Raw genomic sequence first — 26344 nt, forward strand, 5'->3', positions numbered from 1 at the left:
TCCCCTAGTCTCTGGTCGATACTATGCAGATTCAATCTCCCATCTATCCACCTTTGGAAAATGGCGATTCTCGTTCCGAGACGCTGCGCGATCGCCTCAGTTACCGAGAATTTGAGCAACGTTACGCCGCCATGACTACAGATCAGAAAGCCGAATTAATTGAAGGAGTAGTTTATATGGCATCACCTCGGCGGTTTACCACCCATGCAGAACCCCACGGTCGTCTCATCACCTGGTTAGGGGTTTATCAAGCCGCTACCCCTTCCACCGCAATGGGTATTGAACCGACGGTTCGCCTGGACTCGGACAACGAATTTCAACCCGATGGAGTTTTGTTGATTCCGGGGGGAAGTTCCCAACTCACCTCAGAAGGCTACATTCAAGGCGCACCGGAATTGGTGGTAGAAATTGCGGCTAGTAGTGCGGCGATCGATTTAGGGGATAAAAAACGGGTTTATCGGCGCAATGGCGTGCAAGAATATCTAGTGTGGCAAATCTTCGACCAAAAACTAGATTGGTTTTATCTGGAGGAGGGAGTTTATCAGTCTCTTTCTCCCAATGATCAGGGGATTTTGTGCAGTCGGGTGTTTCCCGGTTTATGGTTAAACGCAACGCAACTATTACAAAATAATCTCGCCGCCGTTTTGGAAACCCTACAAGGGGGACTAGCTTCCCCAGAACATCAAGCCTTTATTCAACCGGATTAAAACAGAGGTGAGAAATGAATATATCGTTAAGTTCAGAAATTGAGCAGTTTCTGGAAAGTCTGGTAGAAAGCGGTAAGTATGCTTCGGCTGAAGATGCGATCGTCGCAGGTATTAGGCTGTTAGCAGACCGAGAACGCATTTATCAACGGCGGTTTGAGGAATTGCAACGGGAAATTATGGTTGGTGTTGCTGCTTCCGAAGGGGGTGAGGTTGTTGATGGGGAAACAGTTTTCTGCCAACTGCAACAGAAGCTACAACAACGTGGCCATCAAGATGATTTATGACTAATATTTGTCGGTTTACATCTTCCGCCAGCCGAGATACAAACATTTAACAATAGATGGCGATGACGGAATTGTTATAATCAAACTGTCCCCTAGTCTCTGGTCGATACTATGCAGATTCAATCTCCCATCTATCCACCTTTGGAAAATGGCGATCGCCTAACTTACCGAGAATTTGAGCAACGTTACGCCGCCATGACTACCGATCAGAAAGCCGAATTAATTGAAGGAGTAGTTTATATCGCATCACCTCGGCGGTTTACCACCCATGCGAAACCCCACGCCGATTTAATCGGGTTGCTATGGACTTATAAAATGGCAACCCCAGGGACAGAAATAGGCATTGAACCGACGGTTCGCCTGGACTCCGACAACGAATTTCAACCCGATGGAGTTTTGTTGATTCCGGGGGGAAGTTCCCAACTGACCTCAGAAGGCTACATTCAAGGCGCACCGGAATTGGTGGTAGAAATTGCGGCTAGTAGTGCGGCGATCGATTTAGGGGATAAAAAACGGGTTTATCGGCGCAATGGCGTGCAAGAATATCTAGTGTGGCAAATCTTCGACCAAAAACTAGATTGGTTTTATCTGGAGGAGGGAGTTTATCAGTCTCTTTCTCCCAATGATCAGGGGATTTTGTGCAGTCGGGTGTTTCCGGGTTTATGGTTAAACGCAACGCAACTATTACAAAATAATCTCGCGGCGGTTTTGGAAACCCTACAAGGGGGACTAGCTTCCCCAGAACATCAAGCCTTTATTCAACCGGATTAAAACAGAGGTTAGAACAACTTAACGACTGATGAATTTACCAGAGCGACTGCAAGAGAAACGAGAGGAAATTTTGGCATTAGCTGCCCAGTATGGAGCCAGCAATATCCGTGTTTTTGGCTCCGTGGCACGGGGGGAAGCCGATGCCGATAGTGATGTAGATTTTTTGGTGGAAATGCAGCCCGGACGCAGCTTGCTGGATATGGGTGGACTGCTGATGGAACTCGAAGAGTTACTAGGCTGTCGGGTTGATATTATCACAGAGAAGGGGTTACGTCCTAGGATTCGCCAACAAGTCCTAGCGGAAGCGATACGGTTATGAGAAGCGATCTCGAAAAGTTGCTGGATATGTTGGAAGCAATAGAACGCATTGAGCGATATGCTGTTCAGGGGCGATCGGCTTATGAGCAAAATGAACTGATCCAGACTTGGTTTATACAAAACCTTCAAATCATCGGAGAAGCTGCCCGCGCGCTGACTTCAGAAATCAGAAGCCAGCATCCAGAAATACCTTGGAAAAACATCATCGGAATGCGGAATATCTTAGCTCACAACTACTTTGAAATTGACTTGGATATGGTTTGGGTTGTCGTAGAGCAAGAACTTCCATGGCTCAAGCAAAGCATAGAAAATATCGTGCGCTACTTAGAACACCCGGAATAGCAGGAAGGTCATAGCAAAATAACCTCGCCGCCGTTTTGGAAACCCTACAAGGGGGACTAGCTTCCCCAGAACATCAAGCCTTTATTCAACCGGATTAAAACAGAGGTGAGAAATGAATATATCGTTAAGTTCAGAAATTGAGCAGTTTCTGGAAAGTCTGGTAGAAAGCGGTAAGTATCCTTCGGCTGAAGATGCGATCGTGGCAGGTATTAGGCTGTTAGCAGACCGAGAACGCATTTATCAACGGCGGTTTGAGGAATTGCCAGGGGACATTATGGTTGGTGTTGCTGCTAACTGAGATGCACCCATTATGACACCCCCACCTCGCGCCCCGATGTGGGGAGAGCTTCATGTTATAAAACTTTACAAAATTGGCTCAAAAAGTCTTGACATCCTAAATTTCCCAAGGCTATACTCAATCGGAAACTTAAGTCTGAACATCCTAAATCTAAAGAGGCTGAACTAAATCTGATGCGTGCAACATAATTGAATTGTTAGTACGGTTTTCGTCCATTGTTTATGGCGGTTTTCGTACTGTTTTCGCTTCGTATATTTTCCTCCGGCAACTGTCCATCCGTGTTTGTCCGGTTGTTCATTTTTGAGTATCCAGTTATCTAGCGTTTTCGTAAATTACGGAAACTCTACCTTTAATGGGGTTGAGGGAATTTCTGGTATTCCATAGCTCCAGAAACTGGTATAGCGTTTGACGCAATCATGATGTGCAGTCTTGTCTTTACCCTAAGCCCCTCTCGCCAGGATGGCAAGGGGTTTCGGATCGTGCTGGGTAGGTGTAAAAACTGCTATTTCAAGCCTTTTTGATGAATTGACGATAAAAACATGAATATCCTCGAAAATTTCTAGATGGAAATACTAGGACTCTCAGAATTACAGAACCGCACCCAAGGTTCTCCGGAAATCACCATCGCCGTCCTGGATGGCCCCGTCGATCGCACCCACCCATGTTTCCAAGGTGCTAACCTCACCACCCTGCCCACCCTGGTCCCCGATGCCGCCCGCAGCGACGGCAGTATGTCCGGTCATGGCACCCACGTCACCAGCATCATTTTCGGGCAACCGGGCAGCGACATTCCCGGCATTGCCCCCCAATGTCGCGGCTTGATTGTCCCGGTCTTTGCGGACGATCGCTGTAGCGCCACCCAGCTTGACCTCGCCAGAGGCATTGAGCAGGCGGCCAACGCCGGAGCGCAGATCATCAACCTCAGTGGCGGTCAGTTAAGCGACTTTGGGGAAGCCGAGGGCTGGCTGGAAAACGCCGTCCGCCTCTGCCAGGAACGGAACATTCTGCTCATAGCAGCGGCGGGTAACGACGGGTGCGAGTGTCTGCACGTCCCCGCCGCCCTCCCCGCCGTCCTGGCGGTTGGTGCAATGGATGCTCGCGGGCAACCCTTGGACTTCAGTAATTGGGGGTCTAAGTACCAAACCCAGGGCATCCTTGCTCCGGGCGAGCAAATCTTGGGGGCCAAACCGGGCGGTGGGACGGAAAGGCTCAACGGCACCAGCTTCGCGGCCCCCATTGTTTCCGGTGTCGCTGCCCTGTTGTTGAGTTTGCAACGATCGCAGGGCGAAACCCCTGACCCCGCACGGGTGCGCCAAATCCTGTTGCAGAGCGCCCTGCCCTGTGACGCGGCCCTGCCTGCCGATGCCCAGCGATGTCTGGCAGGCCGAATCAATATCGCTGGAGCTTTAACCTTACTCACTGGAGGAAATATGTCTGAAGCACAAGAAGCCGTCACCCCCGCAGGTGTAGAACCATCGGGCGGTTGCGGCTGTGGCGGGGGTTTGTCTGTCCCCGATGCCACCCCGGCTCAGGAGGAGCCACAAGCTGCGGCCACTCCCAGCAACACAACACTGTCCAATCATTCACCCCTACTCAATCAACCCCTATGACCTCTAGCAACGCCGTCACTCCCAGCCAAGCCCCCAGCGAACTCGCATCCAGCCAACTGGTTTATGCCTTGGGCACCTTGGGCTATGACTTCGGTTCGGAAGCCCGTCGCGACACCTTCAAGCAACTGATGCCTCCCTTTGAAATCAGCGAGGGCGTGTCGGTGCCGGCCAACCCCTACGATGCGCGTCAGATGGTGGATTACCTGGCCAGCGATATTTCTGAGGCTCGGTCTTTGATTTGGACGCTCAATATTGAGTTGACTCCGGTTTATGCGATCGAACCGAAAGGCCCCTTCGCCCGTGAAGCCTATCTGGCACTGCAAGAACTCCTCGCCGGCCAAATTCAGCCGGAACATGACGACGACTACATTGAGCGGGTCAGTATTCCGGGTGTCTTGACCGGGCGCACGGTGAAGCTGTTCTCTGGGCAGGTGGTGCCGATCATCGAACCCCAAAGCACGCGGGGACTCTACGGCTGGAAAGTGAACAGCCTCGTCAATGCCGCCTTTGAAACGGTACAGGCGGCCGAAGGTGAAGCCGATCGCGATGCCATGAGCCGCACCCTGGGCAGTTTCCTGAACCGGGTTTACTACGATTTACGGAACCTGGGTACAACTTCCCAAGACCGCGCCCTGAATTTCTCCGTCACCAATGCCTTCCAAGCCGCCTCGACCTTTAGCCAAGCCGTCGCCCAGGGGATGGAACTAGACAGCATCACGGTGGAGAAAAGCCCCTTCTGTCGGATGGATAGCGACTGCTGGGATGTGAAGCTGAAGTTCTTCGACCCGGAAAATAGCCGTCGGGCTAAGAAAATCTTCCGCTTCACCATTGATGTCAGCGATTTGATTCCGGTGACGTTGGGCGAAGTGAAGAGTTGGTCTTCGCCCTATTAATCTTCAAGGTTTGAGGCGGAGGAAAAGTCAACTTTCTAGCCGCCTCTCCTCTTTTTTCCGTTCCCAGTTCTTATCTACCCCTCAAAAAACAATGACATTTCCTAAACAATCCGCCCCGGTTAAGCGACCTCATTTCACCCAACCCGCCTTAGCGGTGGATTTGGAAGATGGGGAGATCGAGGATTTGGTGCATATTCGGATGGATCTGCTTCACGGCGCTAACTACAACGACCCGGCAGTTTTTGCCCCGCGCAGCTACAACCAAGTGATGCACTCTGGCTTTGCTTCAATGGGTCGTTTTTTCTAACCCCAGAACATTGCCAATTTTTACTGTTCTTATTGAAATACGGAGACGATGATGGCGAAAAAAAACACCCCAAAAAATCCAGATGATCTGCCGGAAACTGCTCCGGCAGCTAACCCGGCAACACCACCCGCGCCAGCGCCAAAATCCTATGTTCCCACAGCGATGACGGGGCTTCAGGATTATTCCTACTGGTGGGAGTATGCCCGCGAACACGCCAATAAACCCAAACCTAACAGTAAAACCTTTCGCCGAGGGCGGATTTGGGCCTGAGTCTTGGCTGCGAATTGATACCTTGAGTTTTGAGGCGATCAGGGCATTGTGAGGGGAGAGGGGGGAGCAAGGAGACTGACGCCTGGGGTTAAGTTTACCCCATCGCCTCGTTACCCTTTTCTCGGCTCCCCTACCCTCCGAGTTGCTGCTTCAGATCACGAATGGCTGCACTGGTATTTCGCTGATAGGCAATTTCTAAACATTGAGCAACGAGAGCGGCTGGATTTACCGCCGGGAAATATTGGCTTTGGGATGTGATGCCGTATTCATTGCCCTGAAGTTGGTAAATCATCAGTTGCTGGTTCCGAAATAGCCACACTTCTGGCACCTGATAGGGCAGATAATCCTGCACGTCTGAGTAGCTGGTGATGTCAATTTCTAATACCAAATCTGGCGGGGGGTCATTGCGCCAATCAATCCGTTCCTTACCGGAAACCGCTTGCCAATGGTCAATGTAAAAACAATAATCTGGTTCAATCCCGCTTTCTTCTGGCAGTTGCATTGTCACGGGTGTGAAAGCATCGTATTCTCGCTCCTGATTATCCAGCAAGGTTGTAATGATGGCAGCAATTAAATGAGCATCTCGACCATGTTTGGGTAAAGGCGACATCAACAATACTTCTCCAGAACGATATTTAAGCCGAGGAATGGAACCATCTCCCCGCTGTTCGCACAATGCTTGATATTCCTGCCAGGTGGCAGGCGATCGCATGACTGTTCCGGCGGAAAGATAAAGTTTTTGCGGTGAAACGACGGTCAACATTTCTTCACCTCTGTATTTTTGCCTGATCAGTATTGTACTAACCCTTATCTTCCTCTACCCTATGTCCTTCCAAATCAAACCCCACTACCACATCGAAATCATCCCCCCCAAACAGGTCTATCTCTTGGGGGAACAAGAAAACCACGCCCTCACTGGGGGACTCTACTGCCAAATTCTTCCCTTTCTGGACGGCAACCACTCTCGCGAACAAATTGCCGACAAGCTCAACGGTGAAGTCCCCCTTGACCATATTGATTTCGTTCTCAATCGCCTCAGCGAAAAAGGCTACCTGATTGAGTCTGCACCAGAACTGGCTCCCGAAGTTGCTGCTTTTTGGAGTGAACTGGGTATTGCCCCCGCAGTCGCCGCCCAAGCCCTGAAACAACCCGTCACCCTCAAAACCGTCGGAAACCGCATTAGTGAGGGTATGGTTGACATTCTGGGGGCTGCTCTGCGCGATTTAGGCATTCCCCTCCAACCCACCGAAGCCGAGGCTGCTCTGGCGATCGTTCTCACCGATGACTACCTTAACCCAGACCTCGCCCCCCTCAACCGTCATCAGGTCGAAACCGGCCAACCTTGGATTTTAGTCAAACCCCTGGGGAGTGTCCTTTGGCTCGGCCCAGTCTTCAAACCGGGAGAAACGGGCTGCTGGCACTGCCTCGCCCAGCGTTTGGAGGGCAACCGGGAAGTGGAAGCCTCGGTGCAGCGCGAAAAATACGCCGCTGCCCAAACCAACGGCAACATCCCTCACACGGTCAATACAATAGTTATCTACCCACAGCCCGCGCCGCCTTGCCTTCGACGTTGCAGACTGCCCTTCAGTTTGCGGCTACCGAAATCGCCAAATCCCTTGTTCTTGCCCAGTCCCCCACGCCTTCCCCCACCCTGGAGGGCAAGTTAATCACGTTCAACCAGCGCACTCTGGACTTCAAAACCCACAGCCTCATCCGTCGCCCTCAATGCCCTACTTGCGGCGACCCGGAAATCCTCCAGCGTCGAGGGTTTGAGCCTGTGGTTTTGGAATCTCGCGAGAAACACTTCACCCGCGATGGCGGCCACCGCGCCCTCACTCCCGCCCAAACGGTGCAGCAACATGAGCATTTAATCAGTCCGATTACGGGAGTGGTGACGGAATTGGTGCGCGTCACCGACCCGGCTAACCCTTTGGTGCATACCTACCGCGCCGGACACGCCTTTGGGGGTGCGACTTCCCTGCGGGGACTCCGGAGCACTCTGAAACATAAGAGTTCCGGCAAGGGCAAAACCGACAGCCAATCCCGCGCTAGTGGTTTCTGTGAGGCGGTGGAGCGTTATTCGGGGATTTACCAGGGGGATGAACCTCGCAAGCAGGCGACTTTCGCGGAGTTGGGGGAGTTGGCGATTAATCCTGAAGATTGTCTCTGTATTAGTGACAGCCAATTTGCCCGCCGTGAGGAGATTAATCAAAATCGCCAAGCGGCCCATGACTGGATTCCCCAGCGATTTGACCCCAACCAAAGCATCGACTGGACTCCGGTTTGGTCGCTAACGGAACAGTGTCACAAATACTTACCCACGGCTTTTTGTTACTACAACTATCCGATGCCAAAAGGTCAGCGATTTTGCAGGGCTGATTCCAATGGCAACGCGGCAGGGAACACCCTAGAGGAGGCGATTTTACAAGGGTTTTTTGGAGTTGGTGGAACGGGACAGTGTGGCGCTGTGGTGGTATAACCGCTTGCGTCGTCCGGCGGTGGATTTGAGCAGTTTTGATGAGCCTTACTTTTTGGAGTTGCAACAGTTTTATGGGGAGAATGACCGGGATTTGTGGGTGTTGGATTTGACGGCAGATTTGGGAATTTCTGCCTTTGCTGGAGTGTCGCGGCGCAAAGTGGGCAATTCGCAACGGTTGATTCTCGGTTTTGGGGCGCACCTCGACCCGACCATTGCCATTCTCCGCGCCCTGACGGAGGTGAATCAGTTGGGCTTGGAACTGGACAAAGTACCGGATGACCAACTGGATGGCGATGCCAAACGTTGGCTCTTGGAAGCGACGTTAGAGAATCAGCCCTATTTGGCTCCTGATGCTGCTCAACCGCTGAAAACGATGCAGGACTATCCGAAACGCTGGGGGAATGATATCCGCGAGGATGTGACTACCTGTGTGGAGATTGTGCGAGCGGCAGGGTTAGAAACGTTGGTACTAGACCAAACTCGCCCGGATATTGGTTTGAATGTGGTCAAGGTGATTGTGCCGGGGCTGCGTCATTTTTGGTCGCGGTTTGGGCCGGGGCGGCTTTATGATGTGCCGGTTCAATTAGGTTGGCGGGAAACTCCGACTTTGGAAACGGAAATGAACCCGATGGCGATGCCGTTTTAAGGGGTAATCACTGGATTAATTTTTATGGAGGTTCTCATGATGTATAACCCTCACCCCAAACCCCTCTCCCAAAGAGGGCGAGGGGCTTTAAACCGTACATCACATCACAGCTTGGGAAACCGCTATATTCTGGTTTTTAATAATGTTTCAGTCGGGGCTGAAAGCGAACTGCTGAGGGTTCTGTGGCGACCGAAAAAGTGATTTTGCGCCGGAAGATTGCGCCTATTTTTTGGTCGCCTAACTCAGGTAAAATATCAATTTCTAAAAGGTAAATAAATTGAAGAAAACTGTTGACAAAAACGAGAGATGTGTTTAATATTTTCAGCAAGGGCAATATCTAATCCCTTTAGTGGGTTTTATAGAGTTTGCTTGTTCCCTCAATTGCCGAATTGTGAGAGCTGGAAAATCGTTGCAGTTTCTCGGAAATTGGAGGCTTCGGGAAGTTAAAAGTCAAGACAGAAAGTTTTGTTGGACTGAATGGGGTGCTACCCCAAACCAGAATTTTCGTGCCGCGCCCACCGCTACGGGGCAGCACAAACAGGCTTCTTGACAACAAGAAGGGACTGACCGCCCCAAGCGGTCAATCTGTAAACCTAACAAAAGAGTGAAAACTCCAATGAACAAGAAAAACATCTCTCCCAACCCCCAGCAGCCCGTTGACCGCATTCCTACGGGTCAACTGCCCAGTGTCCTGGCTGAACTGAGTGAAGAGGCGATCGGCTCCCAAGCCCAGGCGGCTAGCGCTCGGCTAGCAGCAGGGGGGATTTGTTCCTATGAGGGGGACGACGAGTAGTCGGGGTTGATTTTACCACAACCGTTTTCAATCCTCAAACTTCTCGTGAGGACAGCCAGGGCGCTTGGTTCGCCGCGATGAATTGACGGGCAACCGTTGATACATCAAGGCTGGACGATACCTGGCACGCGGTTGGGGTGGAGGGAGCATCACTCCCTCTGCCCCTCTTCCCCCGACCCAGAGTTTTGTTGGATTGAATGGGGTGCTACCCCAAACGAGAATTTTCGTGCTGCGCCCACCGCTATCCAGGCAGCACAATCCAGGCTTCTTGACAACAAGAAGGGACTGACCGCCCCAAGCGGTCAAACTGTAAACCTAACAAATGAGTGAAAAACTCCAATGGACAAGAAAAACATCACCCCCAACCCCCAGCAGCCCGTTGACCGCGTTCCTACGGGTCAACTGCCCAGCGCTTTGGCTGAATTGAGCGAAGAGGCGATCGGCTCCCTTGAGGCCCTTCCCTCGGGTTTCATGGGCACCGGGTGTTTTCCGCACTGTTCCTATGATGGGGACGACGAGTAGTCGCGGTTGATTTTACCACAACCCTTTTCAATCCTCAAACTTCTCGTGAGGACTGCCAGGGCGCTTGGTTCGTCGCGATGAATTGACGGGCAACTGCCGATACCTCAACAAGGCTTTCCGATACCTGGCACGCGGTTGGGGTGGAGGGAGCATCACTCCCTCTGCCCCTCTTCCCCCGACCCAGAGTTTTGTTGGACGGAATGGGGTGCTACCCCAAACGAGAATTTTCGTGCCGCGCCCACGGCTACGGGGCAGCACAAACAGGCTTCTTGACAACAAGAAGGGACTGACCACCCCAAGTGGTCAAACTGTAAACCTAACAAATGAGTGAAAAACTCCAATGAACAAGAAAAACATCTCCCCCAACCCCCAGCAGCCCGTTGACCGCGTTCCTACGGGTCAACTGCCCAGTGCGCTGGCTGAACTGAGTGAAGAGGCGATCGGCTCCCTTGAGGCCCTTCCCTCGGGTTTCATGGGCACCGGGTGTTTTCCGCACTGTTCCTATGATGGGGACGACGAGTAGTCGCGGTTGATTTTACCACAACCCTTTTCAATCCTCAAACTTCTCGTGAGGACTGCCAGGGTGCTTGGTTCGCCTCGATGAATTGACGGGCAACTGCCGATACCTCAAGGCTTTCCGATACCTGGCACGCGGTTGGGGTGGAGGGAGCATCACTCCCTCTGCCCCTCTTCCCCCGACCCAGAGTTTTGTTGGACGGAATGGGGTGCTACCCCAAACGAGAATTTTCGTGCCGCGCCCACGGCTACGGGGCAGCACAAACAGGCTTCTTGACAACAAGAAGGGACTGACCACCCCAAGTGGTCAAACTGTAAACCTAACAAAAGAGGTAAAACTCCAATGAACAAGAAAAACATCTCTCCCAACCCCCTGCAACCCATTGACCGCGTTCCTACGGGTCAACTGCCCAGTGCTCTGGCTGAACTGAGTGAAGAGGTGATCGGCTCCCAAGCCCAGGCCTCTTACGCTTCGGACCTGCGCGGGACGGAATTGTGTTCCTATTCCGGGGACGACGAGTAGTCGCGGTTGATTCTACCACAACCCTTTTCGATCCTCAAATCGGCTGTTGAGTCAGCCAGGGTGCTTGGTTCGCCTCGATGAATTGACGGGCAACTGCCGATACCTCAAGGCTTTCCGATACCTGGCACGCGGTAGGGGTGGAGGGAGCATCACTCCCTCTGCCCCTCTTCCCCCGACCCAGAGTTTTGTTGGACGGAATGGGGTGCTACCCCAAACGAGAATTTTCGTGCCGCGCCCACGGCTACGGGGCAGCACAAACAGGCTTCTTGACAACAAGAAGGGACTGACCACCCCAAGTGGTCAAACTGTAAACCTAACAAAAGAGGTAAAACTCCAATGAACAAGAAAAACATCTCCCCCAACCCCCTGCAACCCATTGACCGCGTTCCTACGGGTCAACTGCCCAGTGCGCTGGCTGAACTGAGTGAAGAGGCGATCGGCTCCCAAGCCCAGGCGGCTAGTATCCGGCTTCCAGATCCGAGTTTTTGTTCCTATGAGGGGGACGACGAGTAGTCGGGGTTGATTCTACCACAACCCTTTTCAATCCTCAAACTTCTCGTGAGGACTACCAGGGCGCTTGGTTCGCCGCGATGAATTGACGGGCAACCGTTGATACATCAAGGCTTTCCGATACCTGGCACGCGGTAGGGGTGGAGGGAGCATCACTCCCTCTGCCCCTCTTCCCCCGACCCAGAGTTTTGTTGGACGGAATGGGGTGCTACCCCAAACGAGAATTTTCGTGCCGCGCCCACGGCTACGGGGCAGCACAAACAGGCTTCTTGACAACAAGAAGGGACTGACCACCCCAAGCGGTCAAACAAGTCAAAAGTTGAAAAGTCAAAAGTCAAAATTAAGAGGCTTTAATGACTTTTTGATTGGAGACGAGAAAACCTAGCAAACTCAGGAGAAATCCAATGGACAAGAAAAACATCTCCCCGAACCCCCAGCAGCCCGTTGACCGCGTTCCTACGGGTCAACTGCCCAGTGCGCTGGCTGAACTGAGTGAAGAGGCGATCGGCTCCCAAGCCCAGGCGGCGGCTGGCCTTGGCCGGTGTTGTCATATTTGTTGTTCCTATGAGGGGGACGACGAGTAGTCGCGGGGTAATTCTACCACAACCGTTTTCAATCCTCAAACTTCTCGTGAGGACTGCCCTGCCAGGGTGCTTGGTTCGCCGCGATGAATTGACGGGCAACTGCCGATACCTCAAGGCTTTCCGATACCTGGCACGCAGTTGGGGTGGAGGGAGCATCATCACTCCCTCTGCCCCTGTTTCCCCGACCCAGAGAAGAAGACTGACGTTCAGCTTTCATCCCCGCCAGTAGCCTTGAACCCCAATGACACTTTTTCGCGGGTTTACTTTTGGGTTTGTAGCGGTTGCAAAATCCTCGATATTTTCGAGCGCAATCCTCCAAAGTTGCCCCCAACTGCAAGAAAGCCGGATGCCACTGGGTCAAGCCATCATCGGTGAGTTTTTCATAACTGCTATAGTTGCTGAACTCGTAGAAAAAGGTCGATCGCATTTTGGCCGCTTTGGGATTGCCGTGGATGTAACGCAGGGTATTCAATGCTCGGTCTTTGTCACTGGCGGGAAACCCTTCGGCAAAATAGCGCTTTTCCCAAAAATGTCCCGTGCGGTTGAGCATTCGGTTAAAGCACATAGCAGTGTACCAATTGAGAAAATGCATGATTTTGGGCAAATCCTCTGGCTGTTTCGGTTCGATGAGATAATGGACGTGATTGCTCATAATGCACAGGGCGTAAAGTCGGAAATCAAACTTGTTTACCGCCCGTTTGATGGCATAAAGAAACACCTCCCGACTGTCTCGACGACTCAGCTTAAACTCGCGATTATTGCACCGCGTCGTGACGTGGTAGGCGTATCCTGACTGAAAATTTCTGGGTTTTCTGGACATTTTTTCTGCAAAAACATCATTGATAGACATCATTTATGAACTGTACCTCTATTCTCCAACAAAATCATTTACGGGAAAAGCGACTGCAATTTATTCGCGCCCATCAAACTGCCTTTGAAGTCGAGCCGGTTTTCCCCCTTCAATTGTTTGAAGACTTCGTGGTTAGCGTTGAAGGGGATTGCACAATTGAGGCATCTTGCAAAGTTGAGTCCGACCATTTAATTGCTTCCCGATTTCTCTTGTTTTTTCAAGAGATGACTCAATCATGGCCCCAAAAATTAGACCAGGCTTTTAGGTTTTTTCATCAAACCGAAAATCAGGTAGACGTTCATTTAGACTATGGCTTGCTTCAGCATTTCTTGGGGAATGACTTCGACTTTAGCAAGATGTCGGTTTTATCGACTGGCATCGACCTGCGGCAAAACTTGGCCGACTCTAGCCTGAAAATGCACATCACGATTGAAGACTATCCTGAAAAGATTGCAACGGCTTTCAGTTTGGCTAAACTCCCTAGGGACAATTTTCACCAAATTCTGTTATCATCTGTCTCTCTGATTGGGTTTGATTTTTATCTGGATGGTCGCAGTGAAATTGAACTATATGCCAGTCTGAAAGAAGAAGAATTTAATTCTCCTCATGTCCAATCTTTTCTGGCTTCAATTTTCTGTGCTTCTGCCTTAAAACCACTTGGTGCTTCTAGTTCATTTTATATGGGTCTGTCCATAGCAAATGAAAATCCAGTTCTATATTACCTACTCAAAAACAAGCAAGAATTACAGAATTATTTTCGACTAAATGATATGGGAAATCGGGTGCATTCTTTTTATAACCAGCAAGAAATACTTCCCCACGCCTGGGTTGGTGTAGCCGAACAAGAGCTACAACAAGGAAGAATTGAAAATATTCGCCTCTATTACTATCAAAGATTTGCGGCAGGGATGACTGGATGACATCCACTTAAAAGTTTTGTGTGCCGCGCCCACCGCTACGGGGCAGCACAAACAGGCTTCTTGACAACAAGAAGGGACTGACCACCCCAAGCGGTCAAACAAGTCAAAAGTTGAAAAGTCAAAAGTCAAAATTAAGAGGCTTTAATGACTTTTTGATTGGAGACGAGAAAACCTAGCAAACTCAGGAGAAATCCAATGAACAAGAAAAACATCTCCCCCAACCCCCAGCAGCCCGTTGACCGCGTTCCTACGGGTCAACTGCCCAGTGCTTTGGCTGAATTGAGTGAAGCAGCCCTCTCCTTCGCGGGTGTTTATGCCTCCAATGCCCAAGACATTCAAAATGCCGCTGAATTTGGGTATGAGCTGATAGGGGCTTGTTCCTTCGACGGAGACGACGAGTAGTCGGGGTTGATTTTACCACAACCGTTTTCAATCCTCAAACTTCTCGTGAGGACTGCCAGGGCGCTTGGTTCGCCTCGATGAATTGACGGGCAACCGTTGATACCTCAAGGCTGGACGATACCTGGCACCCTGGGAGGGGGAGAATCTACCCCCTCCCAGACCCAAACCAAAATTTTTGTGCCGCGCCCACCGCTATCCAGGCAGCACGATCCAGGCTTCTGATCACCTCAGAAGGGACTGACCACCCCAAGCGGTCAAACAAGTCAAAAGTTGAAAAGTCAAAAGTCAAAATTAAGAGGCTTTAATGACTTTTTGATTGGAGACGAGAAAACCTAGCAAACTCAGGAGAAATCCAATGGACAAGAAAAACATCTCCCCCAACCCCCAGCAACCCATTGATCGCGTTCCTACGGGTCAACTGCCCAGCGCTCTGGCTGAACTGAGTGAAGAGGCGATCGGCTCCCTTGAGGCCCTTCCCCAAGGATTTGACCCGTATAATCCCTGTATGTGTTCCTATGATGGGGACGACGAGTAGTCGCGGGGTAATTCTACCACAACCCTTTTCGCTCCTCAAACTTCTCGTGAGGACTGCCAGGGCGCTTGGTTCGCCTCGATGAATTGACGGGCAACTGCCGATACCTCGGGGCTGGACGATACCTGGCACGCGGTTGGGGTGGAGGGAGCATCACTCCCTCTGCCCTTCCCCGACCCAGAGTTTTGTTGGACTGAATGGGGTGCTACCCCAAACCAGAATTTTCGTGCCGCGCCCACCGCTACGGGGCAGCACAAACAGGCTTCTTGACAACAAGAAGGGACTGACCACCCCAAGCGGTCAAACAAGTCAAAAGTTGAAAAGTCAAAAGTCAAAATTAAGAGGCTTTAATGACTTTTTGATTGGAGACGAGAAAACCTAGCAAACTCAGGAGAAATCCAATGGACAAGAAAAACATCTCCCCCAACCCCCAGCAGCCCGTTGACCGCATTCCTACGGGTCAACTGCCTAGCGCTTTGGCTGAACTGAGTGAAGAGGCGATCGGCTCCCAAGCCCAGGCGGGGAGGAAGTGTCGTAGTGCTGAGTTGTGTTCCTATGAGGGTGACGACGAGTAGTCGGGGTTGATTTTACCACAACCGTTTTCAATCCTCAAACTTCTCGTGAGGACAGCCAGGGCGCTTGGTTCGCCTCGATGAATTGACGGGCAACTGCCGATACCTCCGATACCTGGCACGCGGTAGGGGTGGAGGGAGCATCACTCCCTCTGCCCCTCTTCCCCCGACCCCGAGAAGAAGACTGACGTTCAGCTTTCATCCCCGCCAGTAGCCTTGAACCCCAATGACACTTTTTCGCGGGTTTACTTTTGGGTTTGTAGCGGTTGCAAAATCCTCGATATTTTCGAGCGCAATCCTCCAAAGTTGCCCCCAACTGCAAGAAAGCCGGATGCCACTGGGTCAAGCCATCATCGGTGAGTTTTTCATAACTGCCATAGTTGCTGAACTCGTAGAAAAAGGTCGATCGCATTTTCGCCGCTTTGGGATTGCCGTGGATGTAGCGCAGGGTATTCAATACTCGGTCTTTGTCACTAGCCGGAAACCCTTCGGCAAAATAGCGCTTTTCCCAAAAGTGTCCCGTGCGTCCGAGCATTCGGTTAAAGCACATTGCTGTGTACCAATTGAGAAAGTGCATGATTTTCGGCAAATCTTCCGGCTGTTTCGGTTCGATTGACGGGGCGATCGATTGGTTCCGCTGGGAAGACGGTCAGTATGTCCCCCTGAATGTGGATGGTGATGGCATCGTGCGATCGCTCGTATTTCCCGGTTTGTGGTTGGACAAAGATGCGCTGTTGGCGGGGGACTTGGCACAAGTATTGGCGATCTTGCAACAGGGAATTGCTACGTCCGAACATCAAACTTTTATCGAGCAATTATCCCGGACAGACATCCAGTAGTCAGTGATGTTTTTGTTGATTCCTTTTCTGATGACTGAAAGCCGACTGATAATCCCTATAGATGGCGACCGAAAAAGCGATCGCTCATCGTGCGTTCGCACCATTTTACCGACCAATTAAAGTTGACCGAAAGCCGACTGATAATAGCCGAATAAATCTCAAAAAAAGGTTGACAAGAATGATAAATATGCTAATATATTTAGCAAAGGAAATATCACCATGCAACTGACAATAGACCTGCCAGAATCTGCTGTTCGACGCTTATCTCGCCTTGCCGAGTTGACCAACCAACCCCTGTCGGAATTGGTCATCCAAAGTATTGCTGGAAACTTACCCCCTGCGATCGATACAGCCCCGGCGGAAATACAGGCTGAATTGCTGACCCTGCAAACGCTGAGTGTAGATGAACTCCGGCAAATTGCCCGAAGTCAAATCGCTCCAGACCAGCAGGAACGCCATCTGGAACTACTCGATCGCAACCAAGAGGGAACATTAACGCCCAGCCAACAGCAAGAGTTGCGCGATCTTTCCCAAGCCGCCGATCGCTTGATGCTCAAAAAAGCTCATGCCTGTGCGATTTTGCGCTGGTTGGGACAGCCCATCCGAGATTTGAATCAGCTATCACCCATTTGAAAGTCAAAAGTCAAAAGTCAAAAGTCAAAAGTCAAAAATTTGTACTTCTGGCTTGCTGATTTTAACTTTATTTCAGCTTTCTTTTGGCGGTCAGGATGGATTTTGAAATGATTTTGATTAACTGTTCGCATTCATCCAAGAGACTGGATACTTTTGTCTCGGGTATCATTTCTGATTGAATTAATAGCCTGAGACAATATCTTGTTTCTTTGGCTTCCTTGAGAGCGATCGACTGCTTGCTGATAAAATCTCGGTCACTTTCAGCCGAACCCGATTCGGCAATGTTGGCACCGATTGACGTTCCCGATCTAAACAGTTGATTGGCTAACAATCGCGGTGTTCCGGGTTGTTGATCGAGATGGGAGCAAAGCTTGGTAATTCTCACGGCAAACTCAAATGTGCGATCGGGAATCGGCCGATAATCCATAATAATCAAGTCAAAATCTATGGAATCAAAACTGATACGAGCAGTTTACCAACTTTTTTGAATTTTGAATTTTGAATTGACTATGAATCCGTTTACTATTTCTCTGAGTTCCGGCATTCAAATTAATCCCTCCGAAAACGGTTACACCCTCGGCCTGGTTTCTGGCAATGATGCCGGTGCAACCGCTTCCCTACTCACCGTGCCCGCGTTACCCGGATTTGAAAATGCGATCGCCCTGTCACCCAATCCCCTTGTCTACTCATCCGTCAGCGATCGCTGTTGGCTGGAAAAGCGCCGAATGCGGCCTTGAATTTCCTCAGCGATCGCGCCCACCTCTGTCAGATCACTGGGGAGAAGATGGGCAGACAGAATTTTTATCAGGTTATCAATATCTACCGAATAGTTTAATAGGAGGAGAAGAATGTCATTTTCGTAAATACTGGCTCGGCTAAATTGCCCCTGTCGATAAAGAGACGGTAGGGCATAGCATTTCAGCAGCACAAGTCCTTCCACTGTGGCACACCGAATAATGCGATCGCCAAATTGTCTACCTATGGAAAATTGTTCTAAAACTTCCTTGAATAGCTTGTTTTGGGTTAAAAAAATGTCGATCTGCAAGGGGTCAAATAGACCCTGTATAAAATCCTTATCTTCATCCTCGATCACAACTTCGGGCAAAGCATCTAGATCGGATCGAGCCAGAATCAAGTTAATATCTTGAGTATTGCGGCTTTCTACATAACTCAGTAGAGCCACTCCTCCAACCAATAAGTAATTTATGTTTCTGTCAGCCAATGTGTTAAAAAGTGCTTCAATCGTTTGAAAAAAATCGTCTCCTTCAGGCATAGCATTTGACCATTTTTTGACATCAAATAAGATACCATTGCTAATGATTTCCCCAATGGCTGCTGTTATTTCCTTTCCTCTGTAACATTACCCATCTAGAACCTATGCGTACCTATCCCTTTGCGGTTTCTCTCAATTCCACCATTCAGGTTAGCACCACGACAGAGGGCTATGCCCTCAGCCCCGCGAATACCGATCCTAGCCAATCCATTGCTCCCTCTATGGTAACTCTCCCTGCCATCACCGGGATGGGCGATGCCCTAGCCCACTTACAGGAAGGAACCGCCACCCTCCAACAGTTGACCCAAACTCTGAGCGAACGGGAAGGGATGGAAGCGGGGGAACAGTTAGCCGCCACATTGCAACAGATGGGCGATCGCGGCTGGTTGCAGTATGCTGTATTACCGTTGGCGATCGCCGTGCCAATGGTGGAATCCGCCGAACTTAACCTGGACTCACCCCACTGGACTCGGGCCAGTGTCAGCCTCTCCCGCTTTGCCTACCAACGCAGCCACGAGGGCGGCATGGTGTTGGAATCTCCCTTATCCAAATTTCGAGTCAAGCTGCTGGACTGGCGAGCCAGCGCCATCCTCGCCCAACTCGCCCAACCCCAATCCCTACGACGGGTCACGCCCCCGCCCCAAATTGGGGCAGAAACCGCCTATCAATTCCTGAATCTCCTCTGGGCAACGGGTTTCCTTTCCATCGAAGCCGAAGCCCCAGAACTGAAACTGTGGGAGTTCCATAACCTGCTATTCCATAGCCGTTGTCGCCAAGGTCGCCACGACTACCCCACGGGGGATATTGCCGCCAGTTTGGAGGTTTGGGACGAGTTTCCCGTAGTCAAGCCCCCCATGAGCGGGCAAATTGTCGCCCTGCCCCAAATGAGCATTGATGCCATCCGCCAACGGGATAAAACCCTGACGACGGCGATCGAACAACGGGCATCGATTCGCGAATATGACGAGAATCACCCCATCACCATCGAGCAATTGGGCGAACTGCTCTACCGCACCGCTCGCATCAAGGAAATTTATACCCACGATGCCGAGCAAACCGAACTGCTCAAAGCCCAATTCGGTGAAGATTTCGACTGGGGCGAAATCAGCCGCCGCCCCTATCCCTGCGGTGGCGCGATGTACGAACTAGAAATCTATTTAGCGGTGCGTCGTTGTGAAGGGGTGAAACCGGGACTTTATCACTATGATCCCCTCAATCACCAACTGGCTCAAATTGATGCTGCTGAGGCCGATATTCAAGCATTACTTAAAGACGCTCACCAGTCCAGTGGTGAACAGGGGATGCCCCAAGTTTTGCTGATTATTACGGCTCGGTTTGGGCGACTGTTCCGCAAATATCGATCGCTGGCTTATGCCCTAGTTCTCAAGCACGTCGGCGTCCTGTATCAGAATCTCTATTTGGTGGCGACAAATATGGGGCTGGCTCCCTGTTCGTTGGGGGCGGGAGATAGCGATCGCTTTGCCCGGGCGACAGGATTAAATTATGTGGTGGAATCCTCTGTGGGTGAATTCATGTTGGGGTCATTGCCTAACGGGAATATTCAGGCGAGTGGGGTAGATGATTCAGTAGCAGATAATATTCAGGCTTCTGAGGAATTGGCGGTGGAAGCGATCGCCATTGAAGCCGAATCCGCATCTGTTGAACCGAGCGAACTCGAAACCCCAGCAACCCTTCACCCCTCCGAATTGGATTCACAAATTGAAGCGACTGAAGCCGAATCCGCATCTGTTGAACCGAGCGCAGTCGAAACCCAAGCAACCCTTCACCTCTCCGAATTAGATTCAGACATTGAAGCCATTGAAGCCGAATCCGCATCTGCGGAACCGAGCGAACTCGAAACAATGAACCCCTCCGAATTGGAGGATTCTGTCGGGTTGAGCGCAGTCGAAACCCAAGGGACTACTGCCCAACATCCCCACGACCTCGACGATCGCATCCCCGGACTGGCTGAACTTCGCAACCAAACCCTCGGCGACCCCCGCATCACCATCGTCATCCTCGACGGCAACCCCGATCACACCCTCTCCTGTTTTGAAGGGGCGGAAATTTCCAAAGTTTTCCCCTATTGGCACGAACCCGCCGAACCCGTTCCTACAGAGGCTTATCTCCTATTTCAGGCGATCGGCAAGGATGATACTTTAGATAAAGACCAAAAAGCGGAAGCCCAGAAAGCCGCCTTCCCTGAACCGATCCTCAAACGCATCCACGGCGACAACCACGCCTGCCACATCACCAGCACCATTGTCGGCCAAGAAAACACCCCCTCTCCCGGACTCGCGCCGCGTTGTCGTGTGATTAACGTCCCCCTCAATACCAGTGGCACGGATGAAGAATTCATCTCACCCATCAATCTAGCTCGTGCCTTTGAACTGGGTCTGGAGTTAGGCGCAAATATCATCCACTGTGCCGCCTGCCGCCCCACCCAAACCGGGGAAGGGGAAGAAATTTTATTGCAAGCTCTGAAAAAATGCCAGGACAACAATATTCTGATCGTCGCCCCCGCAGGCAACAATAAGGGGGAATGCTGGTGTATGCCCGCTTCCCTGCCGGGAGTGCTGTCTGTGGGAGCGTTAAAGCCTGACGGTACACCTTACAAGTTCAGCAATTGGGGGGGTAACAATGCCCTAGAAGGCATCATGGCTCCGGGGGGTGAAATTCTGGGGGCGCAACCGGCTAATGAAGAACCTGTGCGCCTTCTGGGAACAAGTATGGCGGCTCCGGTAATGACCGGGTTGTGCGGTTTGCTGATGAGTCTGCAACTCCAACAGGGTAAACCTGTGGATGCGGAAGCGGTGCGGGCGGCGCTGCTCAATACCGCCATTCCTTGCACCCCTGAAGACACCGACGAACCGGAACGCTGCCTGCGGGGTAAAGTGAACCTCCCCGGCGCGATGGGGCTGTTATTTGGGTCTGGGGTGACGATTTCCTTTGCGGGCGATCAAGTGAATCGCACCGAACACAGCGCCCTTGGGGTGAATGCCATCGGTTCCGCCGTGGGTATCGAACCATCTGCGGTTAAGGTGAGCAACGTTGTAACTCAAACCACAACGCCAGTATCTTTAACCGCTTCCGCCTCCCTCACCCCTGCCGATGTTCAACCCAGCAAGGCTGGTTCAGGTCACGTTTTCGCCCTCGGTACGATTGGCTATGATTTCGGAGACGAGGCGCGGCGGGATACGTTTAAACAAACGATGGCTCCGGTTAATTTGCATGGGGTGATGGTGCCGCCCGACCCCTACGATGCCCGCCAGATGGTGGAACATTTAGACAATCATCCCGACGCGGCTTACTCGCTGATTTGGACGTTGAATCTCGACCAAAATACCATCTACGCCCTCGACCCTAAAGGCCCCTTTGCTGATGATATTTATGAGATGTTTTTGTTGATGCTCAATGGACAACTTGAACCGGAAACGAGCGCCGAATTTATGGAGCGCGTCAGTATCCCGGGCCGACAAACGGAGCGGATGGTGGAACTGTTTTCGGGGGAAGTGGTTCCGGTGCTCAACGTTCGCAATCCTCGCGGGATGTATGGCTGGAATATTAACCTGCTGGTTGATGCGGCGTTGGGGACTTTAAATAACCTTGAGGAGGGGAGTGAAGGCCTGCTGCGGGAAGGGCTGACGGCGTTTTTGAATCGGGTGTATTATGAATTGCATAATGTGGGGAAAACCTCCCGCGATCGCGCCCTCAATTTTGCAGTAACCAATACTTTCCAAGCGGCTGCTACCTTTGCGGAGGCGATCGCCGCTGACCGACGCTTGGATACCATCGAAGTGGAGAAAAGCCCCTACTGCCGCCTGAATAGCGACTGTTGGGATGTGTTACTGACTTTCTTTGATCCGGAAGATGGGAAGCGATCGCGTCAGGTGTTTCGCTTCACCATTGATGTGGCGGATAGTATGCCGGTAACGGTGGGGAGTATCAAACGCTGGGCTATTCCGGGTAAAAAGCGAACCTAGGGCGATCGCGCTTCACTCTCCCAGGAGTGATTTAAAATACTGACGCACTCCCCCACCTCGCCGCCAAACAGTGGGGGAGCGTTCACCAATTGACCGCGCCTTGGTCTGGTAGGTTGGGTGCAGCGAAGCGCGAAACCCAACCATTCACCGCCCCCAATTTTGAGAGATTTCATCCCAAACCCCCTCACCGTCCCCGCATCCACAGACAATAAACGAACGTCAGCAGTCTCGTAGTCTGGTAGGTTGGGTGAAGCGAACCGCGAAACCCAACCATTCACCGTCCCCAATTTTGAGAGATTTCATCCCAAACCCCCTCACCGTCGGCGCAGGCTATCGGGATTTGTCAAGAGTTTTTGAATAACCTTGAGCCATATTCGTCACACCAGAGCCACTGGAAATCGCGCCTCAGTTATAATTATCCCAAGGTTGAGGAGATGGGTATGGATGTGGGGCGATCGCTCCTAAAACTAACCATCGGTGGCGGCTGCATTTTGGGTAGCCGGGAATTTAGATCAATTCATGAGGTAATCTGATGACAGAAGGTAAAGAAGGTAAAAAGCAACAGTTCAACGCTCCAGTCGGCAGTGTGGATAATCAAGGCACTCAAAATAATGTGGCGGGAGTCAACTACGGGGTTCAGACGAACACCTTAGACCCTGAACTTCAGGCAACAGTCAAAGAGATTCAAACTTTGCTTTCCAGTTTAGACGTGACTCAGGCAACCACCACGAGCGAAAAGATGAGGCTCGCGGGAATGGTCATTGCCAAAATTGAGGAAAAGCCAACCTTTAAGGAACGAGCAATCCGGGCGGCGCGGGGTGGACTGGTGGAAGGACTCAAGCAAAATCCAGTGGGGGCGATCGTTGCTGGGGCGATCGAGGGTTGGACAAAAGAGAAGGATTAGTCTATGTCAGAGCCAACTAATCATCAAAACACGGGCAGTCAAGGGAATCAGGGTCAGCAAGGCAATGTTGCTGGTGTGAATTATGGTGTTCAAAATACCTACATTGGAGGAACAACCCAGCAGCGCCAGATTGACCGCGATATTTGCCGTCGGATGCTAGACCGACAAGTGCAGTTAAGCAGTAATACGGTTATCGGTCAGGTTTATGGCGATCGCAATTTAATTGATGAGGATTTATTTGTCAATTTAGCTCTGGTGAAACCGAAACGGAGTGAGAACCCAAAACACCCCCAAGAGATTGACCCGGAAAAAGGTTCCGAATTCTTCACCTGGCAGGAAGTAGAGAAACGGTTTGCTTACCGAGAGTTTCTCGAAGAAGTGATTCGTCAACGCACGGAGAAATGTCTGGCGATTATTGGGGAACCGGGGGCGGGAAAAACGACGTTACTCCAGAAATTAGCCTTTTGGTTATTACAAGAAACCGATGATTTAGTGGTGTGGGTATCCTTGGCAGAATTGGGCAGTCAACCCCTGGGAGAGTATTTAGAGCAAAAATGGCTCACCGAGGCATTGAGGCAGTCCAGAGAGGAAATTAAAGCCGACTGGGGGAATAAATTTGAGGGGGGTGCAGTCTGGTTACTGTTGGATGGCTTGGATGAGATGAGCCAGACCGACCTACAGGGGTTAAAATTCCGAGGTTGGGTGACCGATGCGCGGATGATTGTCACCTGTCGCTTGAATTTGTGGCAAGGGAACCCCAGCCAGTTACAGGGGTTTCAAACCTATCTCACCCAACCCTTTCAGGATGAACAAATGCAGGAGTTTATCCGGCGCTGGTTTCGGGGGTTGGTGGCGGCGGGTGAGGATGTCCAGTTAGCGGAATCGTTGTGGTCAGAATTGCAAGAGTCGGGGAAAGAACGGATTAAGGATTTATGCCGCAATCCCCTGCGGTTAACGTTGTTATGTTCGACTTGGAAGGTGGAGGATGCGCTACCGGAAACGATGGCGGACTTGTATGAGGGGTTTGTGGAGTCCGTCTATGGGTGGAAGGAAACGGCTTTTCCGGTGACGGAGGAGGAAAAGGAACAGTTAAATGCGGCTTTGGGAGAGTTGGCGAAGGCATCCCTGGAGGCGGAAACGAGTCGATTTCGGTTAACTCATCGGTTGGTGTGTAAGCATTTGAAGAAACCGAAGGCGGCGGGGTCGTTGTTTCCTCTGGCGTTAAGGTTAGGTTGGTTGAATGAGGTGGGGGTGGCGGCGGAAAATCTCCGTGAGAAGGTGTATGGGTTTTATCATGCGACGTTTCAGGAGTATTTTGCGGCGTTGGCGGTGGCGGATTGGGATTATTTTCTGCCGAAGGATCATTGCGATCGTCCGGTGGAGGGGAAGCGGTATCGGATTTTTGAGAAGCAGTGGAAGCAGGTGATTTTGTTGTGGTTGGGGCGTGAGGATCTTGGGGATGAGGAGAAGGAGGCGTTTATTCGGGCGTTGATTAAGTTTGAGGATGGATTGACCGAATTAGAACATCACAATGGTAGAGGTTTTTATGAATATCAATCCTATTTTCTAGCTGCTGCTGCGATTAATGAGTTTAAAACTTGTTCTCTAGTAGATGAAATTGTGCGGCAGGTGGTACAGTGGGGGTTGAGTGAGTTCGACATTCAGAAGCCAAAATGGATGACTTTTCGCGCAGCGGTTGAAGAAGGGGCAAGAAAGGCGATACATGAGACCATTCGACGGCTGACGATTACAGAACTGAGTGCAATTATTGATAATTGCCCAGATGAAGATACCCGGATGCAGGCAATGTTGATTTTAAAAAAAATTGATCCCAAAAATGCTAAAGTTTGCCCTTGGAACACAATTAGAATCTCCAACGGGGATAAAGATACCTCGCGGCAAGCGTCTGAGAGCCCAGATAAAATTAACACAGTAAACTCTCAAGAAATTGCGGATTTACTCGAAGTTATCGAAACCAGTCCGTCTGGATATACCCGGCTGGATGCGGTTTTGTTGCTAGAGAAAATCGGACAGGGAAATCCTCAAGCCATCTCTGGTTTGGTCAAAATAATGGCAAACACTAAGTCTGAAGATATCCGTTGGATGGCGGCTGAGACCTTAGAAAAAATCGGACAAGGAAATCGCTCGGCGATCGCTAATTTGCAGAACATTATCGCAAACACTGAGTCTGAAGATATCCGTTGGCGTGTGGCGGCGAGTTTAGGGAGGATTGACCCGGGAAATTGTAAAGCGATCGCTGAATTAGTCAATGTTATCACCACCACTGAGGATGAAAAAACCAGGATGTGGGCGGCTCAGAGTTTAGGGGAAATCAACCCAGGGAATCGAGAGGCGATCGCTGTTTTGGTTAAACTTATAGAAACTACTGAGGATGAAGATACCCGCTGGCGGTTAGCTTTGAGTCTGCCAAAAATCCTCACTACCCCCCAACAATATGCAGGGGTTGTCACCGCCTTAAAACACAACCTCAGCGATGGAGTTGACCAAAACAACTTTAAACGATTCCATCCATCCTACAACGTCCTCTGGAATTGTGCCGAAAATCTGCCCTATCCCGAATTTTACCAAGCATGGCACAATCCCCCCACCTCCCCCCATAGCGGCGAACAAACTTTCGCCTCTCCCCTCACCTGGGAATCCCTGCAACACCTGCCCCTGTATTGCCTCAACGCCGACCTCCTCGCTGACGAAACCCGCGAACGGGAAATCGCCCTCACCGTCAGCGAACTGATTTGGGAAATCACCTGTCCCGAGGAAGACCCCCCGGAACCCGCCACCCCCGCTGAACTGCGCCGCCACCTCAAAACCCTAAAACGCCGTAACCTCCTCCCCCACCGTGCCATCCTCCTCGGTAGCGAAACCGTTTCCACCCCGACCCAACCCACCCCAGAAGCGATCGCCTTTTGCCAAAAACTGACCGGGGTAATTGCTGTAGCCTTCCTCACCGACGACCCCCTAGAAGCGCCGTTAAAAGGCTTTCCCCCCAATCAACGGAATCTGATATCTGCGATCGAAACCTGGTTAGGGGAGATTTGAGGATTG

At 51.2% G+C, this 26344-nt stretch carries 32 protein-coding genes and 2 pseudogenes; 29 read left to right on the forward strand and 5 right to left on the reverse strand.

The window, feature by feature from the left end:
* Positions 1-23: 23 nt before the first annotated feature.
* The 10 genes and pseudogenes from XZ46_RS16685 to XZ46_RS16725 all read left to right on the forward strand — a co-directional run bounded on the left by XZ46_RS16685 (position 24) and on the right by XZ46_RS16725 (position 5800).
* On the forward strand, positions 24-707 hold the full coding sequence (locus tag XZ46_RS16685) for a Uma2 family endonuclease (RefSeq protein ID WP_008049712.1): 684 nt from the start codon (positions 24-26) through the stop codon (positions 705-707).
* Positions 708-721: 14 nt separating this feature from the next.
* On the forward strand, positions 722-991 hold the full coding sequence (locus XZ46_RS16690) for a ribbon-helix-helix domain-containing protein (RefSeq protein ID WP_006669982.1): 270 nt from the start codon (positions 722-724) through the stop codon (positions 989-991).
* A 111-nt stretch (positions 992-1102) separates the two neighbouring features.
* Positions 1103-1762 carry a Uma2 family endonuclease gene (locus XZ46_RS16695; protein WP_008049714.1) on the forward strand — a complete coding sequence of 220 codons (660 nt, stop codon included), beginning with the start codon at positions 1103-1105 and terminating at the stop codon, positions 1760-1762.
* Positions 1763-1790: 28 nt separating this feature from the next.
* Positions 1791-2081 carry a nucleotidyltransferase family protein gene (locus XZ46_RS16700; RefSeq protein ID WP_008049716.1) on the forward strand — a complete coding sequence of 97 codons (291 nt, stop codon included), beginning with the start codon at positions 1791-1793 and terminating at the stop codon, positions 2079-2081.
* Positions 2078-2422 carry a HepT-like ribonuclease domain-containing protein gene (locus tag XZ46_RS16705; protein WP_008049718.1) on the forward strand — a complete coding sequence of 115 codons (345 nt, stop codon included), beginning with the start codon at positions 2078-2080 and terminating at the stop codon, positions 2420-2422. Before XZ46_RS16700 ends, XZ46_RS16705 begins: the two co-directional genes overlap by 4 nt.
* 14 nt (positions 2423-2436) lie before the next feature.
* A pseudogene (locus tag XZ46_RS38350) lies at positions 2437-2520 on the forward strand (Uma2 family endonuclease); the annotation flags it as partial.
* Between the two features lie 14 nt (positions 2521-2534).
* The gene (locus XZ46_RS16710) at positions 2535-2720 is read left to right on the forward strand and encodes a ribbon-helix-helix domain-containing protein (protein WP_008049719.1); all 186 of its coding nucleotides are present in this window, start codon (positions 2535-2537) and stop codon (positions 2718-2720) included.
* Positions 2721-3283: 563 nt separating this feature from the next.
* Positions 3284-5223, forward strand: a pseudogene (locus XZ46_RS16715) (S8 family peptidase).
* Between the two features lie 91 nt (positions 5224-5314).
* A complete protein-coding gene (locus tag XZ46_RS16720) occupies positions 5315-5530 on the forward strand; it encodes a cyanobactin biosynthesis system PatB/AcyB/McaB family protein (RefSeq protein WP_006624746.1) in 216 nt (71 codons plus the stop codon).
* A gap of 48 nt (positions 5531-5578) precedes the next feature.
* The gene (locus XZ46_RS16725) at positions 5579-5800 is read left to right on the forward strand and encodes a cyanobactin biosynthesis PatC/TenC/TruC family protein (RefSeq protein ID WP_006624745.1); all 222 of its coding nucleotides are present in this window, start codon (positions 5579-5581) and stop codon (positions 5798-5800) included.
* 130 nt (positions 5801-5930) lie between these two features.
* Here the strand turns inward: XZ46_RS16725 and XZ46_RS16730 are convergent, their stop codons facing one another.
* Positions 5931-6563 carry a Uma2 family endonuclease gene (locus tag XZ46_RS16730; protein WP_008049736.1) on the reverse strand — a complete coding sequence of 211 codons (633 nt, stop codon included), beginning with the start codon at positions 6561-6563 and terminating at the stop codon, positions 5931-5933.
* Positions 6564-6624: 61 nt separating this feature from the next.
* Here XZ46_RS16730 and XZ46_RS37370 point away from each other — a divergent pair, with 61 nt between their 5' ends.
* From XZ46_RS37370 to XZ46_RS16770, 9 genes are all read left to right on the forward strand, one after another.
* Entirely contained in the window at positions 6625-7467 is an 843-nt protein-coding gene (locus XZ46_RS37370) for a TOMM precursor leader peptide-binding protein (RefSeq protein ID WP_251077536.1), read from the forward strand.
* Entirely contained in the window at positions 7371-8279 is a 909-nt protein-coding gene (locus XZ46_RS37375; RefSeq protein ID WP_251077537.1) for a TOMM precursor leader peptide-binding protein, read from the forward strand. Before XZ46_RS37370 ends, XZ46_RS37375 begins: the two co-directional genes overlap by 97 nt.
* Positions 8245-8925 carry a YcaO-like family protein gene (locus XZ46_RS37380; RefSeq protein WP_251077538.1) on the forward strand — a complete coding sequence of 227 codons (681 nt, stop codon included), beginning with the start codon at positions 8245-8247 and terminating at the stop codon, positions 8923-8925. Before XZ46_RS37375 ends, XZ46_RS37380 begins: the two co-directional genes overlap by 35 nt.
* 616 nt (positions 8926-9541) lie before the next feature.
* Positions 9542-9718, forward strand: coding sequence for a DUF5837 family cyanobactin class RiPP (locus XZ46_RS16745; protein ID WP_008049742.1), 177 nt, complete (start codon positions 9542-9544; stop codon positions 9716-9718).
* Between the two features lie 339 nt (positions 9719-10057).
* Entirely contained in the window at positions 10058-10240 is a 183-nt protein-coding gene (locus XZ46_RS16750; RefSeq protein WP_048895144.1) for a DUF5837 family cyanobactin class RiPP, read from the forward strand.
* Between the two features lie 340 nt (positions 10241-10580).
* Positions 10581-10763 carry a DUF5837 family cyanobactin class RiPP gene (locus tag XZ46_RS16755; RefSeq protein ID WP_048895145.1) on the forward strand — a complete coding sequence of 61 codons (183 nt, stop codon included), beginning with the start codon at positions 10581-10583 and terminating at the stop codon, positions 10761-10763.
* A 336-nt stretch (positions 10764-11099) separates the two neighbouring features.
* Positions 11100-11279: a DUF5837 family cyanobactin class RiPP gene (locus XZ46_RS16760; protein WP_048895146.1), complete on the forward strand. Its 180-nt coding sequence runs from the start codon at positions 11100-11102 to the stop codon at positions 11277-11279.
* A 336-nt stretch (positions 11280-11615) separates the two neighbouring features.
* On the forward strand, positions 11616-11792 hold the full coding sequence (locus tag XZ46_RS16765) for a DUF5837 family cyanobactin class RiPP (RefSeq protein ID WP_008049952.1): 177 nt from the start codon (positions 11616-11618) through the stop codon (positions 11790-11792).
* 401 nt (positions 11793-12193) lie between these two features.
* On the forward strand, positions 12194-12373 hold the full coding sequence (locus tag XZ46_RS16770; RefSeq protein ID WP_008049954.1) for a DUF5837 family cyanobactin class RiPP: 180 nt from the start codon (positions 12194-12196) through the stop codon (positions 12371-12373).
* 28 nt (positions 12374-12401) lie between these two features.
* Here XZ46_RS16770 and XZ46_RS16775 read toward each other — a convergent pair whose 3' ends face one another.
* Positions 12402-13193: a transposase gene (locus tag XZ46_RS16775; RefSeq protein ID WP_048895430.1), complete on the reverse strand. Its 792-nt coding sequence runs from the start codon at positions 13191-13193 to the stop codon at positions 12402-12404.
* Between the two features lie 35 nt (positions 13194-13228).
* Between XZ46_RS16775 and XZ46_RS16780 the strand changes: the two genes are divergently transcribed.
* The 4 genes from XZ46_RS16780 (at position 13229) to XZ46_RS16795 (ending at position 15652) form a co-directional block, all read left to right on the forward strand.
* Positions 13229-14143 (forward strand): LynF/TruF/PatF family peptide O-prenyltransferase, encoded by a 915-nt coding sequence (locus XZ46_RS16780; protein WP_008049959.1) that lies wholly within the window; start codon positions 13229-13231, stop codon positions 14141-14143.
* Between the two features lie 195 nt (positions 14144-14338).
* Positions 14339-14545, forward strand: a complete 207-nt coding sequence (locus XZ46_RS36130) for a DUF5837 family cyanobactin class RiPP (protein ID WP_008049961.1) — start codon at positions 14339-14341, stop codon at positions 14543-14545.
* A 355-nt stretch (positions 14546-14900) separates the two neighbouring features.
* A complete protein-coding gene (locus XZ46_RS16790) occupies positions 14901-15080 on the forward strand; it encodes a DUF5837 family cyanobactin class RiPP (protein ID WP_008049965.1) in 180 nt (59 codons plus the stop codon).
* A 398-nt stretch (positions 15081-15478) separates the two neighbouring features.
* The gene (locus XZ46_RS16795) at positions 15479-15652 is read left to right on the forward strand and encodes a DUF5837 family cyanobactin class RiPP (protein WP_008049969.1); all 174 of its coding nucleotides are present in this window, start codon (positions 15479-15481) and stop codon (positions 15650-15652) included.
* 34 nt (positions 15653-15686) lie between these two features.
* Here the strand turns inward: XZ46_RS16795 and XZ46_RS16800 are convergent, their stop codons facing one another.
* On the reverse strand, positions 15687-16226 hold the full coding sequence (locus XZ46_RS16800) for a hypothetical protein (RefSeq protein WP_048895147.1): 540 nt from the start codon (positions 16224-16226) through the stop codon (positions 15687-15689).
* On the opposite strand from XZ46_RS16800, the gene XZ46_RS16805 reads away from it, so the two are divergent.
* Both XZ46_RS16805 and XZ46_RS16810 read left to right on the forward strand, forming a co-directional pair.
* A complete protein-coding gene (locus XZ46_RS16805; protein WP_006624739.1) occupies positions 16225-16488 on the forward strand; it encodes a PDDEXK family nuclease in 264 nt (87 codons plus the stop codon). The two genes, XZ46_RS16800 and XZ46_RS16805, sit on opposite strands and share 2 nt — an antisense overlap.
* A gap of 219 nt (positions 16489-16707) precedes the next feature.
* Positions 16708-17121, forward strand: a complete 414-nt coding sequence (locus XZ46_RS16810) for a hypothetical protein (RefSeq protein WP_006624738.1) — start codon at positions 16708-16710, stop codon at positions 17119-17121.
* Between the two features lie 67 nt (positions 17122-17188).
* Here the strand turns inward: XZ46_RS16810 and XZ46_RS16815 are convergent, their stop codons facing one another.
* The gene (locus XZ46_RS16815) at positions 17189-17548 is read right to left on the reverse strand and encodes a four helix bundle protein (protein ID WP_008049975.1); all 360 of its coding nucleotides are present in this window, start codon (positions 17546-17548) and stop codon (positions 17189-17191) included.
* Positions 17549-17630: 82 nt separating this feature from the next.
* On the opposite strand from XZ46_RS16815, the gene XZ46_RS34455 reads away from it, so the two are divergent.
* Entirely contained in the window at positions 17631-17858 is a 228-nt protein-coding gene (locus XZ46_RS34455) for a hypothetical protein (protein WP_157234381.1), read from the forward strand.
* Here the strand turns inward: XZ46_RS34455 and XZ46_RS16820 are convergent.
* Entirely contained in the window at positions 17804-18304 is a 501-nt protein-coding gene (locus XZ46_RS16820; protein ID WP_228116362.1) for a hypothetical protein, read from the reverse strand. The genes XZ46_RS34455 and XZ46_RS16820 overlap by 55 nt on opposite strands.
* Before the next feature lie 194 nt (positions 18305-18498).
* Between XZ46_RS16820 and XZ46_RS16825 the strand changes: the two genes are divergently transcribed.
* From XZ46_RS16825 to XZ46_RS16840, 3 genes are all read left to right on the forward strand, one after another.
* The gene (locus tag XZ46_RS16825) at positions 18499-22377 is read left to right on the forward strand and encodes a PatA/PatG family cyanobactin maturation protease (protein WP_008049979.1); all 3879 of its coding nucleotides are present in this window, start codon (positions 18499-18501) and stop codon (positions 22375-22377) included.
* A 532-nt stretch (positions 22378-22909) separates the two neighbouring features.
* Positions 22910-23281 carry a hypothetical protein gene (locus tag XZ46_RS16835; RefSeq protein ID WP_006624731.1) on the forward strand — a complete coding sequence of 124 codons (372 nt, stop codon included), beginning with the start codon at positions 22910-22912 and terminating at the stop codon, positions 23279-23281.
* 3 nt (positions 23282-23284) lie between these two features.
* Entirely contained in the window at positions 23285-26338 is a 3054-nt protein-coding gene (locus tag XZ46_RS16840; RefSeq protein ID WP_008049983.1) for an NACHT domain-containing protein, read from the forward strand.
* Positions 26339-26344 lie beyond the last annotated feature (6 nt).

The organism is Limnospira indica PCC 8005 (assembly GCF_000973065.1).
GTDB lineage: Bacteria > Cyanobacteriota > Cyanobacteriia > Cyanobacteriales > Microcoleaceae > Limnospira > Limnospira fusiformis.

Bases quoted from the DNA above. Each gene is read 5' to 3' on its own strand.
- XZ46_RS16685 (WP_008049712.1), top strand. From the start codon at position 24: ATGCAGATTCAATCTCCCATCTATCCACCTTTGGAAAATGGCGATTCT.
- XZ46_RS16690 (WP_006669982.1), top strand. From the start codon at position 722: ATGAATATATCGTTAAGTTCAGAAATTGAGCAGTTTCTGGAAAGTCTG.
- XZ46_RS16695 (WP_008049714.1), top strand. From the start codon at position 1,103: ATGCAGATTCAATCTCCCATCTATCCACCTTTGGAAAATGGCGATCGC.
- XZ46_RS16700 (WP_008049716.1), top strand. From the start codon at position 1,791: ATGAATTTACCAGAGCGACTGCAAGAGAAACGAGAGGAAATTTTGGCA.
- XZ46_RS16705 (WP_008049718.1), top strand. From the start codon at position 2,078: ATGAGAAGCGATCTCGAAAAGTTGCTGGATATGTTGGAAGCAATAGAA.
- XZ46_RS16710 (WP_008049719.1), top strand. From the start codon at position 2,535: ATGAATATATCGTTAAGTTCAGAAATTGAGCAGTTTCTGGAAAGTCTG.
- XZ46_RS16720 (WP_006624746.1), top strand. From the start codon at position 5,315: ATGACATTTCCTAAACAATCCGCCCCGGTTAAGCGACCTCATTTCACC.
- XZ46_RS16725 (WP_006624745.1), top strand. From the start codon at position 5,579: ATGATGGCGAAAAAAAACACCCCAAAAAATCCAGATGATCTGCCGGAA.
- XZ46_RS16730 (WP_008049736.1), bottom strand. From the start codon at position 6,563: ATGTTGACCGTCGTTTCACCGCAAAAACTTTATCTTTCCGCCGGAACA.
- XZ46_RS37370 (WP_251077536.1), top strand. From the start codon at position 6,625: ATGTCCTTCCAAATCAAACCCCACTACCACATCGAAATCATCCCCCCC.
- XZ46_RS16745 (WP_008049742.1), top strand. From the start codon at position 9,542: ATGAACAAGAAAAACATCTCTCCCAACCCCCAGCAGCCCGTTGACCGC.
- XZ46_RS16750 (WP_048895144.1), top strand. From the start codon at position 10,058: ATGGACAAGAAAAACATCACCCCCAACCCCCAGCAGCCCGTTGACCGC.
- XZ46_RS16755 (WP_048895145.1), top strand. From the start codon at position 10,581: ATGAACAAGAAAAACATCTCCCCCAACCCCCAGCAGCCCGTTGACCGC.
- XZ46_RS16760 (WP_048895146.1), top strand. From the start codon at position 11,100: ATGAACAAGAAAAACATCTCTCCCAACCCCCTGCAACCCATTGACCGC.
- XZ46_RS16765 (WP_008049952.1), top strand. From the start codon at position 11,616: ATGAACAAGAAAAACATCTCCCCCAACCCCCTGCAACCCATTGACCGC.
- XZ46_RS16770 (WP_008049954.1), top strand. From the start codon at position 12,194: ATGGACAAGAAAAACATCTCCCCGAACCCCCAGCAGCCCGTTGACCGC.
- XZ46_RS16775 (WP_048895430.1), bottom strand. From the start codon at position 13,193: ATGTCCAGAAAACCCAGAAATTTTCAGTCAGGATACGCCTACCACGTC.
- XZ46_RS16780 (WP_008049959.1), top strand. From the start codon at position 13,229: ATGAACTGTACCTCTATTCTCCAACAAAATCATTTACGGGAAAAGCGA.
- XZ46_RS36130 (WP_008049961.1), top strand. From the start codon at position 14,339: ATGAACAAGAAAAACATCTCCCCCAACCCCCAGCAGCCCGTTGACCGC.
- XZ46_RS16790 (WP_008049965.1), top strand. From the start codon at position 14,901: ATGGACAAGAAAAACATCTCCCCCAACCCCCAGCAACCCATTGATCGC.
- XZ46_RS16795 (WP_008049969.1), top strand. From the start codon at position 15,479: ATGGACAAGAAAAACATCTCCCCCAACCCCCAGCAGCCCGTTGACCGC.
- XZ46_RS16805 (WP_006624739.1), top strand. From the start codon at position 16,225: ATGATTTTCGGCAAATCTTCCGGCTGTTTCGGTTCGATTGACGGGGCG.
- XZ46_RS16800 (WP_048895147.1), bottom strand. From the start codon at position 16,226: ATGCACTTTCTCAATTGGTACACAGCAATGTGCTTTAACCGAATGCTC.
- XZ46_RS16810 (WP_006624738.1), top strand. From the start codon at position 16,708: ATGCAACTGACAATAGACCTGCCAGAATCTGCTGTTCGACGCTTATCT.
- XZ46_RS16815 (WP_008049975.1), bottom strand. From the start codon at position 17,548: ATGGATTATCGGCCGATTCCCGATCGCACATTTGAGTTTGCCGTGAGA.
- XZ46_RS34455 (WP_157234381.1), top strand. From the start codon at position 17,631: ATGAATCCGTTTACTATTTCTCTGAGTTCCGGCATTCAAATTAATCCC.
- XZ46_RS16825 (WP_008049979.1), top strand. From the start codon at position 18,499: ATGCGTACCTATCCCTTTGCGGTTTCTCTCAATTCCACCATTCAGGTT.
- XZ46_RS16835 (WP_006624731.1), top strand. From the start codon at position 22,910: ATGACAGAAGGTAAAGAAGGTAAAAAGCAACAGTTCAACGCTCCAGTC.
- XZ46_RS16840 (WP_008049983.1), top strand. From the start codon at position 23,285: ATGTCAGAGCCAACTAATCATCAAAACACGGGCAGTCAAGGGAATCAG.